At 71.5% G+C, this 13,197-nt stretch carries 11 protein-coding genes; 3 read left to right on the top strand and 8 right to left on the bottom strand.

The window, feature by feature from the left end:
- Window positions 1–82 precede the first annotated feature (82 nt).
- Window positions 83–1,627: a metallophosphoesterase gene (locus ACFYT4_RS11280; RefSeq protein ID WP_389267297.1), complete on the top strand. Its 1,545-nt coding sequence runs from the start codon at window positions 83–85 to the stop codon at window positions 1,625–1,627.
- Window positions 1,628–1,670: 43 nt separating this feature from the next.
- Here ACFYT4_RS11280 and ACFYT4_RS11275 read toward each other — a convergent pair whose 3' ends face one another.
- Together ACFYT4_RS11275 and ACFYT4_RS11270 are read right to left on the bottom strand one after the other, a co-directional pair.
- Window positions 1,671–3,089, bottom strand: coding sequence for a sensor histidine kinase (locus tag ACFYT4_RS11275; RefSeq protein ID WP_389267371.1), 1,419 nt, complete (start codon window positions 3,087–3,089; stop codon window positions 1,671–1,673).
- A 176-nt stretch (window positions 3,090–3,265) separates the two neighbouring features.
- Window positions 3,266–3,952: a response regulator transcription factor gene (locus ACFYT4_RS11270; RefSeq protein WP_389267296.1), complete on the bottom strand. Its 687-nt coding sequence runs from the start codon at window positions 3,950–3,952 to the stop codon at window positions 3,266–3,268.
- 123 nt (window positions 3,953–4,075) lie between these two features.
- Between ACFYT4_RS11270 and ACFYT4_RS11265 the strand changes: the two genes are divergently transcribed.
- Window positions 4,076–6,577: an MMPL family transporter gene (locus ACFYT4_RS11265; RefSeq protein ID WP_389267370.1), complete on the top strand. Its 2,502-nt coding sequence runs from the start codon at window positions 4,076–4,078 to the stop codon at window positions 6,575–6,577.
- Window positions 6,578–6,706: 129 nt separating this feature from the next.
- Here the strand turns inward: ACFYT4_RS11265 and ACFYT4_RS11260 are convergent, their stop codons facing one another.
- The 3 genes from ACFYT4_RS11260 to ACFYT4_RS11250 are packed head-to-tail and all read right to left on the bottom strand — an operon-like array spanning window position 6,707 to window position 8,454.
- The gene (locus ACFYT4_RS11260) at window positions 6,707–7,552 is read right to left on the bottom strand and encodes a TetR family transcriptional regulator (protein WP_389267295.1); all 846 of its coding nucleotides are present in this window, start codon (window positions 7,550–7,552) and stop codon (window positions 6,707–6,709) included.
- 11 nt (window positions 7,553–7,563) lie between these two features.
- Window positions 7,564–7,992: a thiol-disulfide oxidoreductase DCC family protein gene (locus ACFYT4_RS11255; RefSeq protein WP_389267294.1), complete on the bottom strand. Its 429-nt coding sequence runs from the start codon at window positions 7,990–7,992 to the stop codon at window positions 7,564–7,566.
- 6 nt (window positions 7,993–7,998) lie between these two features.
- Window positions 7,999–8,454, bottom strand: a complete 456-nt coding sequence (locus ACFYT4_RS11250; protein ID WP_389267293.1) for a hypothetical protein — start codon at window positions 8,452–8,454, stop codon at window positions 7,999–8,001.
- Between the two features lie 169 nt (window positions 8,455–8,623).
- On the opposite strand from ACFYT4_RS11250, the gene ACFYT4_RS11245 reads away from it, so the two are divergent.
- Entirely contained in the window at window positions 8,624–9,568 is a 945-nt protein-coding gene (locus tag ACFYT4_RS11245) for an alpha/beta fold hydrolase (protein ID WP_389267292.1), read from the top strand.
- A 245-nt stretch (window positions 9,569–9,813) separates the two neighbouring features.
- Here ACFYT4_RS11245 and ACFYT4_RS11240 read toward each other — a convergent pair whose 3' ends face one another.
- The 3 genes from ACFYT4_RS11240 to sdhA form a co-directional block, all read right to left on the bottom strand.
- Window positions 9,814–10,347: a hypothetical protein gene (locus ACFYT4_RS11240; RefSeq protein ID WP_389267291.1), complete on the bottom strand. Its 534-nt coding sequence runs from the start codon at window positions 10,345–10,347 to the stop codon at window positions 9,814–9,816.
- A 320-nt stretch (window positions 10,348–10,667) separates the two neighbouring features.
- Window positions 10,668–11,426, bottom strand: coding sequence for a succinate dehydrogenase iron-sulfur subunit (locus ACFYT4_RS11235; protein WP_389267290.1), 759 nt, complete (start codon window positions 11,424–11,426; stop codon window positions 10,668–10,670).
- The gene (gene sdhA, locus ACFYT4_RS11230; RefSeq protein ID WP_389267289.1) at window positions 11,426–13,180 is read right to left on the bottom strand and encodes a succinate dehydrogenase flavoprotein subunit; all 1,755 of its coding nucleotides are present in this window, start codon (window positions 13,178–13,180) and stop codon (window positions 11,426–11,428) included. Before sdhA ends, ACFYT4_RS11235 begins: the two co-directional genes overlap by 1 nt.
- Between the last annotated feature and the right edge of the window lie 17 nt (window positions 13,181–13,197).

Here is a 13,197-nt window from a genome sequence, read left to right as displayed (position 1 = left end):
GCACAAGGACCACATCCGGCGCGTTAGCTATCGCGTGGGCATCTGACGCCCGCGGAGCACGCGAAGGATAGGGGAGCAGCCTGTGATCGTGGTCGTCCTGCTCGTGGTGGTCGCGGTGATCTCGCTGCTCGCCGGGGCGCACTGGTATGTCTGGCGGCGGCTCGTCCGCGACACCACGACGAACCGCACGGCACGGCGCACCGGCGCCGTGGTGCTGACGGTCCTGCCGCTGCTGTCGATCGCCGCCATGGTGTCGGCCCGTTCCGGAGTGCCCTTCTGGCTGGAGCGGGTGCTGGCCTGGCCGGGCTATCTGTGGCTGGCGCTGCTGTTGTACCTGGTCCTGTTCCTGGTGGCGGGTGAGGTCGTCCGCGCGGTCTGGCTGCGGCGGGTGAAGCGGGGGGAGCGGGACGGCCTCCCGCCGGGAAGCGGAGCGGGTTCCGCCGGTGCCGAGGTGCCGTCCGGTGCCTCCGGCGATCCGTCCCCGGGGACACCCTCTCCAGCGGCTTCCCCCTCCTCCGACGCGTCCCGGGCGGCCCCCGCGCGGCGCGAGACCACCACCGCGCTCGCGATGAACACGGCGGACACGACGGATCGGCCCGCGACGTCGGAGGCGCCCCTCACGGCGAACGGACCCGCCCCGGCGCGCGGTTCCGCCACGGCGGGTGACGCGGCCACCGCACCCGCGCCCTCCCTCACCCCGGACGCGCCCGGGACGCAGGCGGAGACCCGGACCCTGTCCCAGGCCCCGTCCCCCGCCCCGGGGTCCGCCCCGGCCGATGCCAAGTCACCGGCTCCCGCGGTCTCGCGGCGGCTCTTCGTCTCACGCGTCGTCGGCGGGGGAGCCGCCGCCGCCGCGCTCGCGACCGTCGGTTACGGGACGTACGGCGTACTGCGCGGGCCCCGCGTCAAGCGGGTCACCGTACCGCTCGCCAAGCTGCCCCGCGCGGCCCACGGTTTCCGGATCGCCGTGGTCAGCGACATCCACCTCGGGCCGATCCTGGGACGGGCCCACACCCAGCGCATCGTGGACACCATCAACTCCACCCGGCCCGATCTGGTCGCCGTCGTCGGGGACATGGTCGACGGCGATGTGGCCGACCTCGGATCCGCGGCCGTGCCCCTCGCACAGCTGGAGGCCCGCCAAGGGGCGTTCTTCGTGACCGGGAACCACGAGTACTTCTCCGGGGCCGAGCAGTGGCTCGACCATGTGCGGGAGCTGGGGCTCAGACCGCTGGAGAACCAGCGCGTCGAGATCCCGGGCGGCTTCGACCTCGCCGGGGTCGACGACGTCGAGGGCGAGAGCGAGGGCAAGGGCCCCGACTTCGAGAAGGCACTCGGCGACCGGGACCGCGCCCGCGCGTCCGTGCTGCTCGCCCACCAGCCCGTCGTCATCCACGACGCGGTGAAGCACGGTGTCGACCTCCAGCTCTCCGGCCACACCCACGGCGGCCAGCTCTGGCCGGGCAACTACCTCGCCGAACTGGCCAACCCCACCGTCGCCGGGCTCGAACGCTACGGCGACACCCAGCTGTACGTGACCAGGGGCGCGGGCGCCTGGGGCCCGCCCGTACGGGTCGGCGCGGCGTCCGACATCACCGTCGTCCAACTGGCGTCCCGCCAGGCGTAGCCGACCCGTGCGCCTGTCTGCTCCCGCGGGCGGTGTCACGCGCTCACGGGGGCGGGAGCGTCACGGTCACCGTCAGCCCCTTGCCGGGGGCCGTGCGGACCGTGACCTCGCCGTCGTGGGCCGCGATCACGGCGTGGACGATCGCCATCCCGAGACCGCTGCCGCCGCCGGAGCCGGCCCGGAAGAAACGGTCGAAGATACGGTCCGCGTCCTCGGGAGCCATGCCGGGACCCTGGTCCGAGACCAGCAGCCGTACCGTGGCGTCCGGTTCGCGGACCACCTCCACCAGGACGGGCGCACCGGCGGGTGTGTGCACGCGGACATTGGACAGCAGATTGCCGACGACCTTGCCGAGGCCCGACTCGTCACCCCGTACGGTCGCCGCCCCCTCGGCCCGTACCGTGACGGGACGGTCCGGCTGCTGGGACACCAGATCGTGTGCCGCGTCCCGTACCAGCCGGCTCACATCCACGGAGCCCATCCGCACCTCGGGCTGCCGGTCGAGACGGGCCAGGGTCAGCAGTTCCTCGACGAGCCGGCCCATCCGGTCGGCCTCCGTGTTCATCCGGGCCAGCGCGCGTGCCCGGTCGGCGGGCCGGCGCAGCATGCCCCGGTCGTACAGCTGGAGATAGCCCCGGATCGCGGACAGCGGGGTCCGCAGCTCGTGCGAGGCGTCCGCGACGAAGCGGCGGAGCTGCGCCGCGCTGCGCTCCCGGGTCTCGAAGGCCGATTCGACCTGGTGGAGCATGGAGTTGAGGGCGACCCTCAGCTGTTCGATCTCGTTGACCGGATGCCGTCCGGCCGGTACCCGCCGGGTCAGATCGCCCTCCGCGATCGCGGACGCCGTCTCCACCATGCCTTCGAGGGGTTGCACCAGATGCCTGGTCCCCATCGTGGTGATCACGGCGAGGAGTGCCAGCAGAAAGGCCCCGAAGGCGATGTCGAGCTTCAGCGCCTGCCTGATCCCGGAGTGCACGGCACCGGTGCCGGTGGCCGTCAGGATGATGGTGCCGTCGTCGAGACGGCTCCCCGCGACGCGGTACGGTTCGCCGTCCACCGTCACATTCCGCACCGTGCGCGACGCGGCGAGGGCGGCGGGATCGCGGACGGCATGGGCGAGGTTCCGCTGGCGGGCGGTGGGTTCGAGCCGGGCGAAGGGGATCGGCCGGTTCTGCGCGTCGACGGCGATCAGGACCGTGTGCGAGCGGGGCAGACCGCTCGGCTCCGGTTTCCTGGGAGAACCGACATGGTCGACGAGCGTGGCGATGGCCTGGATCGAGTCGATCTCGCTCTGCGTGAACCCGGTCTTCTCCAGCGCGGTGCGGCTGGCGAGCAGTTCGGCGTCCACCCGCTCCAGCAGATAGTGCTGCATCGTCATCAGACTGACGACGATCGCGGCGGCGACACCGAGCAGCAACAGCAGCAGATTCACCAGGGTGAGCTTGGTGCGCAGGGACCGCATCCGCCGCCGCCGGTCGCGCACCCAGCCCCGGAGCGCGTGCGGCGAACCGGCCCCGGTTCCTTCGCGGCCGGTCCGTCCCTGCTCGTAGCCGGTCCCGGCCCTCCCGCGACCGGTCCGTACCTTCTCGCGGCCGGTCCGTGTCTTCCCGCGGCCCGGCTCCGCCGTCTCGCGCGCCGTCATACGAGCCCGTATCCGACGCCCCGGCGCGTGGTGATCAGCGGTGGCCCCAGCGGGTCCAGCTTGCGCCGCAGATAGCTGATGTAGGTCTCCACCACGGTGGACTCCGCCTGGTGCTCGTACTGCCACACATGCCGCAGCAACTGTTCCTTGGGCACCACCCGCCCCTCGTTGCGCACGAGGAACCGCAGCAGCGCGTACTCGGTCGGGGTGAGCTGGACCGTGTGGCCCGCGCGCCGTACCGCGTACGTCGTCTCGTCCAGCTCCAGGTCCCCGTACCGCAGCGGCGGCCGTACGGGCAGCACATCGGCGGGCCGGGTCCGGCGCAGCACGGCGGTGATCCGCGCCACCACCTCGTCGACGTTGAACGGCTTGGTGATGTAGTCGTCGCCGAAGCCCAGCGCGCCCACGATCTCCGCCGGGGCGTCGCGCGCGGTGACGAAGACGACCGCCGTCTGCGGGTGCCGGTCGCGCAGCTCACGGCCGAGCACCCGGCCGTCGCCGTCCGGGAGCATCACATCGAGCAGCGCCACATCGGGCCGGGTCCGCTCGGACAGCCGCTGTGCCTGCCGTACGCTCCCCGCGGCCATCACCTCGAACCGGTGGTGGCGCAGGGCGATGGTGAGGACGTCCGCGATGCTCGGCTCGTCCTCGACGACCAGGACGGTCGCTCCCTCGTGGTCCATGACCGAAGCCCCCTTCGTCAGTGGACTCAGTATCCGCGCACCGGGCGCCGGTGAGGGGGGCCGCTGTCTGGGAGTTCCTTGAGAGTCATGGCCGCGGCCCGCCGCCCGGCCGGTTCCCGCCCGATGCTGAAGCCCGGCCCGGGGGACACGGGAAGACCGGACGACGAAGGGGCAGGGATCGTGGAGGCATGGGCACGGTGGTGCTATCGGCGCAAGTGGGCGGTTCTGCTGTTGTGGGTGGGCGCGCTGTTCGGTCTGGGTGCGGCCGCAAGTGTGGCGGGCACCGAGTACTCCAGCATCTTCAGCCTCCCGGACACCGACTCCCGGCGCGCGACCGATCTGATGACCGCGGCCTTCCCCGAGCGCTCCGGTGACGAGAACACGGTGGTGTGGCGGGCCTCGGACGGCACGGTGCGCGACCCCGCCGTCAGGGAACGGCTGGAGGGGGCGCTGGAGAAGATCGCGGCCATGAAGGGCGTCGGGGAGGTCGCGAGCCCGTACTCCCCGCAGGGCGCGGCGCAGATCAGCGAGGACGGGCGGATCGCCTATGCGCGGGTCGTCTTCACCGAGCAGGCCGACGCGATCTCCAAGGACCTGGTCAAGGACGTCGTGCGGACGGCCGAGGACGCCCGGGGGGACGGCGTCCAGGTGGAGCTGGGCGGGCAGGCGATCGTCTTCGCCAACGAGCCCGCGGAGGGTACCGCTGAACTCGTCGGCATCGTCGCCGCCGGGATCGTGCTCCTCGTCGCCTTCGGCTCGCTCTACGCGATGCTGCTGCCGCTGGTGATCGCCGTCTTCGCGGTGGGCACCGGCACGCTGACGGCGAACCTGCTCGGCCATGTCACCGATGTGCCCGAGGTCGCGCCGGTGCTCGGCACCCTGGTCGGCCTCGGGGTCGGTATCGACTACGCGCTGTTCATCGTCACCCGGCACCGCAAGGGGCTGCTGCGGGGCGTCGACCCGGAACAGTCCGCGGTCACCGCGCTCAACACCTCCGGCCGCGCGGTCCTGTTCGCGGGCGCCACGGTGTGTATCGCGCTCGCCGGGATGCTCGTGATGAACATGCGCTTCCTCAACGGTGTCGCGCTCGCCACCTCCCTCACCGTCGTCCTGAGCGTGCTGGCCGCCGTGACACTGCTGCCCGCGCTGCTCGGGATCCTGGGGACGCGGGTGCTCAGCAGGCGGCAGCGGCGCCGGCTCGCCGAGCAGGGCCCGCGGACCGCGGAGCCGGACGGCGCCGCCGCCCGCTGGGCGAGGGTCGTGGAGCGGCGGCCCAGGGCCGTCGGGCTGATCGCGCTGGTGGTGATGGTGGCCCTCGCGATCCCGGTGCTGTCGCTGCGGCTGGGCACGACCGACCAGGGCAACCACCCCGAGGACTCCACCACCCGGCAGGCGTACGACCTGCTCGCCGACGGCTTCGGGCCCGGCTTCAACGGGCCGCTCCAGCTGGTCGCCGACGGCACGGAGCCGGAGGCCGTACGGGAGCTGGTGGAGCGGGTGCGCCAGACCGACGGGGTCGCCCGGGTCGTCGCGTTGCCCATGCCGCCGGGCTCCGACGTCTCGGTGGTCCAGGTCGTCCCGACGACCTCGCCGCAGTCCGTGGAGACGGACCGGCTCATCGACACCCTGCGCGCCGACATCAAGGAGTCCGGCGAGACGGTCCACGTCGGCGGGATCACCGCCGTCTTCAAGGACTTCGCCCAGGTCACCGGTGACCGGCTGCCGTACTTCGTGGCGGCGATCATCGTGCTGGGATTCCTGCTCCTGATGGTCGCGTTCCGCTCGCTGGTGGTGCCGCTGACGGCCGCGCTGATGAATCTGATCGCCGCCGCCGCGTCCTTCGGGCTGCTGGTGGCGGTCTTCCAGTGGGGCTGGGGGACGGAGGCGCTCGGCATCGGCAAGGAGGGCCCGATCACCGCGTTCCTGCCGGTCATCATGCTGTCCCTGCTCTTCGGGCTCTCCATGGACTACCAGGTCTTCCTGGTGAGCCGGATGCACGAGGAGTGGGTGAACACCAAGGACAACGCGCGTGCGGTACGGGTCGGTCTCACCGAGACCAGCCGGGTCATCAACTCCGCCGCCCTCATCATGATCTGCGTGTTCGCCGCGTTCATCCTCAGCGGTGACATGGAGGGCGCGATGGCGGGCCTCGGTCTGGCCGGAGCGGTGGCCCTGGACGCGTTCATCCTGCGTACGGCGCTGGTGCCCGCGCTGATGTATCTGCTGGGGAAGTCCAACTGGTGGCTGCCCGCGGGCCTGGAGAAGCGCCTGCCGCATCTGGCGGTCGAGCCCCCGGAGCGGCCCGTGGAGGCTCCGGCGGGAGTGACCACGGTGAAGTCCGCGGTGCCGAACGGTCCGAGCGGATCGGTCGTCCACGGTTTCGTCCGTACGCCGGAGGGCGAGCCGGTCGGGGAGGCGGAGCTCTCGCTGGTCTCGCCGGAGGGCCGTACGGTCGACCGGGTCGCCTCGCTGGCGGACGGCTCGTACATCCTGTCGGCGCCGGCTGCCGGCGCGTATCTGCTGACCGCTGCCGGGGCGCAGTCACTCTGGTCACGGCACATCGTCGTCGGCGCCGAACCGCTGGTCCACGACGTGGTCCTGACGGAGGTCGGCGCCGGACGCTGAGCCCTCCCGGTCGCCCGGCCGGGTCGGGGCGCCCGGTCCGGTGCGCGCGGTGTTCCCCCGGAGACCTTCTCCGGGGGGAACACCCGGGGAGCACCGCGCGGGACCGGGGAGTACCGCGCCCGACAGCCCTCAGTCCTCGGATGCGGAGGGCGACGCGGGTTCAGGGGCGGTCCGCCCCTTCCGTATGCCGGCCGCGGGCTTCCCGCGCGCGGCGGGCGGCTTGCGTGCCGCGGCGGACTTCCGCGCGGCGACCGTCCCGGCCATCCCCGGCAGCAGGTCCGTGAGCAGCTCGTGCACATCGCCGACCAGCGGGCGCAGTACCCGGAACCGGGAGAGGACGATGCCCCGGGTGGTCAGCCGGGCGCCCTGCTCGGCGAGTCTCCTGCTGCGCTGACGGCCCTCGGAGCGGTCGAAGACCCAGTAGAGGACCAGCCCCATCTGGGAGAGCCACATCAGCTCCGGGAGGGAGTCCGCCAACTCCTCCGGGACCTTGGTCTTCGTCCCGGACAGGACCTCCCGGTGGACCCGGATCGCCTCCTCGCGGGCGGGCTCCGACTCGGCCGAGAAGGGGCTGAGGGGGCTCTCCGGGTCGGCCGCGTTCTTGAAGAACTGGGCCGCGAACTCGTGGTAGGGCTCGGCGATGTCCAGCCAGGCGCCGAGCACTCCCGCCAGCCGGGTCCCGAGATCGGTCTCCGTCGCCAGGAGGGGCCGGACCGCCGCCCGGTGCTCGGCGGCGATCCGGTCGTAGAACCCCTGGACGAGATGCTCCTTGGAGGCGAAGTAGTAGTACGCGTTCCCCACGGAGACCCCCGCCTCCTTGGCGATGGCCCGCATGGTCGTCCTGTCGTAGCCGCGCTCCTGGAACAGCCGGAGCGCCGTTTCGAGGATGAGCGTGCGGGTCTGCTCGCTCTTGGGGGCGCTCTTGGGGGCACTCTTGCGGGAGTTCACATCTGCGGGGGCCTTCGCGTCCGTCACGGTGACCGAGCCTAACCGGGTACGGCGCACTGGTCGTCACAGGGCGGACCGGCCTCCGTCCCCGACGAGGTGGCGTCCCGGTACTTCGCCGCGGCCAGCATCGTGACGCGGACGAAGGGGGCGCCGGACGGGGTGGAGAGCCAGTGCGCCTTGGGGCGGTGCTCGGCGAGCGCCCACAGGCACACGATCCAGGCGGCGGCCCCGGCGAAGATCTGTCCCCCGTCCCCGATGACGGTGATCTCCCTGAGCGTACGGGTGTGGTCGAGGCCCGGATACCGGCGCCGTGCCTCGTCCGACCCCGCGGGGACCAGATCCAGGGGGACGAGCTGGCGCTGGCGGGTGAGCCAGTGCCGCAGATGGACGCAGAGGGAGCACCCCGCGTCGTAGAGGACGGTGAGCCGGGTGACCGGGGTGCCCCGACGGCGGACGGCGGCGGCCACGGCCGCTCACGCTCCGGCCGGAGGTGCCGCCGGCGGCGAGCCCGGCGGGCTCCACGATCCGGTGCCGGCGGGAGGGGTCCAGCCCTGCGGGCCCACCGGGGGAACCTGCTCGCGCTCCATCACACCGCGCCTGCGGATCTTGTTGAGCACATAGACGTTGGTGAGGTGCATCAGCCCGAGGACGAGCAGCACCACGCCCAGCTTCACCGAGAGGGCGTCGAAGAGGCCCCGGGTGTCCTTCACGCTGTCCGCGACCCGGAGGTAGAGGGCCACGAAGCCCAGGTTCACCAGATAGAAGCCGACCACCAGCAGGTGGTTCACGGCGTCGGCCAGCTTCTCGTTGCCCTGCAGCACATCCGACAGGAAGATCCGGCCGTTGCGGCTCAGCGTGCGGGCCACCCAGACGGTCAACGCCACGCTGATCAGCAGGTAGATGACGTACCCGAGAACAGTGAGATCCATTCCCCCGACCTTTCTGAACGTGTTCAAAAGATCCGACGGGAAGAATGTAGCGCTGTTTTTGAACATGTTCAACGCGGAATTGTGGCTTCCGGAACGGGGGTTGGGGAGGCGGCCCGCGCCGGGGGAAACCCGGGAGCCCACAGGGCGCGGCAGGCCGTAGGGTCGGCCGGTGATCCTTGCCCATGACATGACCGGAACCGGACCCGACGTCGTCCTGCTGCACTCCACCGTCTGCGACCGCCGGATGTGGGAGCCGCAGTGGCGGCCGCTGGCCGACGCGGGACTCCGTGTGGTGCGCGCCGACTTCAGGAGTTACGGCTCCACACCGTCCGCCGGCGGCGCCTACAGCGACGCCGGCGATGTGCTCGCCCTGATGGACACGCTGGGGATCGAGCGGGCCGCCCTGGTCGGGGCCTCGTACGGCGGCCGGATCGCCCTGGAGATCGCCGCGCGCGAGCCGCACCGGATCACCGCGCTGGCGCTGCTCTGCGCGGGCCTGCCCGACCAGGGGGAGAGCGAGGAGACCGCCGCCTACGAGCGGCGCGAGGTGGAACTCGTCGAGCGGGACGACGTGCGGGGCGCGGCGGAGCTGTCCGCCCGCACCTGGCTCGGCCCCGAGGCCGACGCCGCGACCCTCGCCGCCGTGGCGGAGATGCAGCTGCACGCGTACGAGGTGCAGCTAGGGCGTGTATCGAAAGTCCCGCCTGGCCTGCGACGCCCAGCACGCACACTCGCTGCGTTGTCGGAATCCCCCAAGTACGTCCAGTACGAGGGCGACCCTCCGCCTTGCGATTGCACGCACCGGACGCCGCAGGCCCCGCCCTCCGGGCGGACGGCGCTACTTTCGAAACACGCCCTGGCCGCGGCCGACGAGCACAGCGGGGCACGGGACTTCGACCCGGACGCGCTCGCCACGGCACGCGTCCCGGCGCTCGTCCTCTCCGGCGCGCACGACATGCCCGAGTTCCGGCGGTCCGCCGCCCGGCTGGCGGCCCTGCTGCCCGGGGCCCGCCACGAGGAACAGGCGTGGGCGGGGCATCTGCCGAGCCTGGAGCGCCCGGCGGAGATCACCCGCCTGCTGACCGCTTTCCTGGCCTCATCGGCGGCCGGCTGAACTTCCGGTACGGAGGCGGCCGGCGCCCTCCGCGCGCCCGCAGGCGAGCTTGCTTCCCGGCCGCCCGGGCGTTCCCGGCGGCCCGGCGCGCTCCGGCCGTGCGGCCGAACCGCCCGGCCCGGCGGCCCGCCACGCGGGCGGCAGCCGTGCAGGTCGGCCCGCCACGCCCGCGGGCCGGACTCGGCGGGCGGGCGCGTACGGCCCGCCCGAGCCCCCCGGGGGCAGACGGGCGGGCCGACGCCGTGTCACATCGCGCTGATCGACCGCGCGTAGTTGACCTGTCCCATGACCTGCTGGAAGGTCATGGGGCTCTGCGCCGGGATCATCGTCGAGTGGTGCCGTCCGCCGCTGGTGACGGTGACCTGGATGAAGCCCGTCGTCACCTTCTCCTTCATCAGCAGGAACAGCAGTCCCAGCAGACAGAAGATGAAGAAGACGATCGCGAGCACGATCGCGTGGGTGGGGATCTTCTCCTCGTACCGCGACATGTCCGTCGCGTTCCACACCGCGCCCTTGAGCGGCATCGTCCCCGCCGGGGTGACGATCGTGTCCTGGAGCACGGTGATGTCCCCGATCGACACCAGCGGCACACCGCCGCCGCCGGGCGGAGGAGTGTGCATCGGCACCGGGACGCCCGCCGGCTGGGTCTGCCCGGGAGCGCCGTGCGGATATCCGTACCCCGGCGCGGGGTAGCCGTAGGCCGGAGTCCCGGGAGGCGTGTCCGGACCCCACTGGTACTCGGGCTGTCCATCGGCCGCGTACGGATTGGGCTCGGTCATCTCAGGCTCCCCGCTTTCCACTGCGTCAACTCAGAGGCCCCTCGATCCTGCCAGGTATCGCCTGGGCAGGAGAACCCCGCCCGGTGATACGTCCCGATTCATAGGCTCCGCGCCCCCGCCCCGCGACCGAGGCGCACCGGGAACGCTCCCGGCCTCGGCCACCCGTCCCCGGCCCTCCGCCCCGCCCGTCCGCGGCAGCCCCCGACCGCGCTCCGGACCCGCGGGAGTGCCCCACGGGCCCCGGACACGCCGGAGGGCCCCGCCTCCCTGCCGGGACGCGGAGCCCTCCGTACGCACCGCCGCCCGAACGCGGCGGACCGTCAGAAACGGCGCGTGATCAGGGCGCGCTTCACTTCCTGGATCGCCTTGGTGACCTCGATACCGCGCGGGCAGGCGTCCGTGCAGTTGAACGTCGTACGGCAACGCCACACGCCGTCCTTGTCGTTCAGGATCTCCAGCCGCTGCTCCCCGGCCTCGTCACGCGAGTCGAAGATGAAGCGGTGCGCGTTGACGATCGCCGCCGGGCCGAAGTACTGCCCGTCGTTCCAGAACACCGGGCACGACGAGGTGCACGCGGCGCACAGGATGCACTTGGTGGTGTCGTCGAAGCGCTCACGGTCCTCGGCGCTCTGGAGGCGCTCACGCGTCGGCTCGTTCCCCGTGGTGACCAGGAACGGCATGACGTCCCGGTACGCCTGGAAGAACGGCTCCATGTCCACGACCAGGTCCTTGAGGACCGTCAGGCCCTTGATGGCCTCGACCGTGATCGGCTTCTCCGGGTTGAGGTCCTTGATCAGCGTCTTGCAGGCGAGCCGGTTCCTGCCGTTGATCCGCATCGCGTCGGAGCCGCAGATGCCGTGCGCGCACGACCGCCGGAAGGTCAGGGTGCCGTCGACGTCCCACTTGATCTTGTGAAGACCGTCGAGCACCCGCTCCTTCGGGTCGATCTCGATCTGGAAGTCCTCCCAGACCGCGTGCTCCGACACCTCCGGGTTGAAGCGCCGGATCCGGAAGGTGACCGTGATGTACGGCGACGCGGCCGACTCCGCCTCGACCTTGTCCATGACTGGTGTGGCCATCAGTACTTACGCTCCATCGGCTGGTAGCGGGTCTGGACGACCGGCTTGTAGTCGAGCCGGATCGACTCGGAGCCGTCGTCGCCCACCTCGCGGTACGCCATGGTGTGGCGCATGAAGTTGACGTCGTCGCGGTTCGGGTAGTCCTCGCGGTAGTGACCGCCGCGGGATTCCTTGCGGGCCAGCGCGGAGACGGCCATGACCTCGGCCAGATCGAGCAGATTGCCCAGCTCGATCGCCTCCAGCAGATCCGTGTTGAACCGCTTGCCCTTGTCCTGGACGGACACGCGCGTGTAGCGGTCGCGCAGCTCACCGATCTTCTCGACGGCCGACTTGATGGTCTGCTCGGTGCGGAACACCATGACATTGGCGTCCATGGTCTCCTGCAGCTCACGGCGGATGTCCGCGACCCGCTCGTTGCCCGTGGAGTTGCGCAGCCGCTCGACCTGCTCCCGCACCAGGGAGGCGGGGTCGTCCGGCAGCTCCGCGTAGTCGTGGTCCGCGGCGTACCGCGCGGCGGCGATACCGGAGCGGCGGCCGAAGACGTTGATGTCGAGCAGCGAGTTGGTGCCCAGCCGGTTCGCGCCGTGCACGGACACGCAGGCGACCTCGCCCGCCGCGTACAGACCCGGGACGACGGTGGTGTTGTCCGCCAGGACCTCGCCCTCGACGTTCGTCGGGATGCCGCCCATGGCGTAGTGCGCGGTCGGCTGGATCGGGATCGGGTCCGTGTAGGGCTCGATGCCGAGGTAGGTGCGCGCGAACTCGGTGATGTCCGGGAGCTTCGCGTCCAGCTGCTCCGGCGGCAGGTGGGTCAGGTCGAGATAGACGTGGTCGCCCTCGGGGCCGCAGCCGCGCCCCTCCCGGATCTCGGTGTAGATCGACCGGGAGACGACGTCACGCGAGGCCAGGTCCTTCATGACGGGGGCGTACTTCTCCATGAAGCGCTCGCCGTCCTTGTTGCGCAGGATGCCGCCCTCACCGCGGGCGCCCTCCGTGAGCAGGATGCCCATGCGCCAGATGCCCGTCGGGTGGAACTGGAAGAACTCCATGTCCTCCAGCGGCAGCCCGCGCCGGTAGCAGGCCGCCTGGCCGTCGCCGGTCAGCGTGTGCGCGTTGGAGGTCACCTTGAAGAACTTGCCGGTGCCGCCGGAGGCGTAGATCACGGCCTTCGCCTGGAAGATGTGGATCTCGCCGGTCGCCAGCTCGTACGCGACCACCCCGGCCGACGTCTTGACGCCGTCGACCTCGGTGATCAGCTGGTCCAGGACGTAGAACTCGTTGAAGAACTCCACGCCCTCCTTCACGCAGTTCTGGTACAGCGTCTGGAGGATCATGTGACCGGTGCGGTCCGCGGCGTAGCAGGACCGGCGGACCGGGGCCTCGCCGTGGTTGCGGGAGTGCCCGCCGAACCGGCGCTGGTCGATGGTGCCGTTCGGGGTCCGGTTGAACGGCAGGCCCATCTTCTCCAGGTCGAGGACGGCGTCGATGGCCTCCTTCGCCAGGATCTCGGCGGCGTCCTGGTCGACCAGGTAGTCACCGCCCTTGATGGTGTCGAAGGTGTGCCACTCCCAGTTGTCCTCCTCCACATTGGCGAGCGCGGCGGCCATGCCGCCCTGCGCCGCGCCCGTGTGGGAGCGGGTGGGGTAGAGCTTCGTCAGCACCGCGGTACGGCTGCGCTTGGTGGCCTCGATGGCCGCGCGCATGCCCGCGCCGCCGGCGCCGACGATGACGGTGTCGTACTTGTGGATCTTCATGAGGTGTCGTCAGCCCC

The sequence above is a fragment of the Streptomyces sp. NPDC004609 genome, assembly GCF_042873655.1.
GTDB lineage: Bacteria > Actinomycetota > Actinomycetes > Streptomycetales > Streptomycetaceae > Streptomyces.
This window is presented reverse-complemented; position numbering and strand designations above follow the sequence as displayed.

Bases quoted from the DNA above. Each gene is read 5' to 3' on its own strand.
- ACFYT4_RS11275 (WP_389267371.1), bottom strand. From the start codon at position 3,089: ATGCGGTCCCTGCGCACCAAGCTCACCCTGGTGAATCTGCTGCTGTTG.
- ACFYT4_RS11270 (WP_389267296.1), bottom strand. From the start codon at position 3,952: ATGGACCACGAGGGAGCGACCGTCCTGGTCGTCGAGGACGAGCCGAGC.
- ACFYT4_RS11265 (WP_389267370.1), top strand. From the start codon at position 4,076: ATGCTGAAGCCCGGCCCGGGGGACACGGGAAGACCGGACGACGAAGGG.
- ACFYT4_RS11250 (WP_389267293.1), bottom strand. From the start codon at position 8,454: ATGGATCTCACTGTTCTCGGGTACGTCATCTACCTGCTGATCAGCGTG.
- ACFYT4_RS11240 (WP_389267291.1), bottom strand. From the start codon at position 10,347: ATGACCGAGCCCAATCCGTACGCGGCCGATGGACAGCCCGAGTACCAG.
- ACFYT4_RS11235 (WP_389267290.1), bottom strand. From the start codon at position 11,426: ATGGCCACACCAGTCATGGACAAGGTCGAGGCGGAGTCGGCCGCGTCG.
- sdhA (WP_389267289.1), bottom strand. From the start codon at position 13,180: ATGAAGATCCACAAGTACGACACCGTCATCGTCGGCGCCGGCGGCGCG.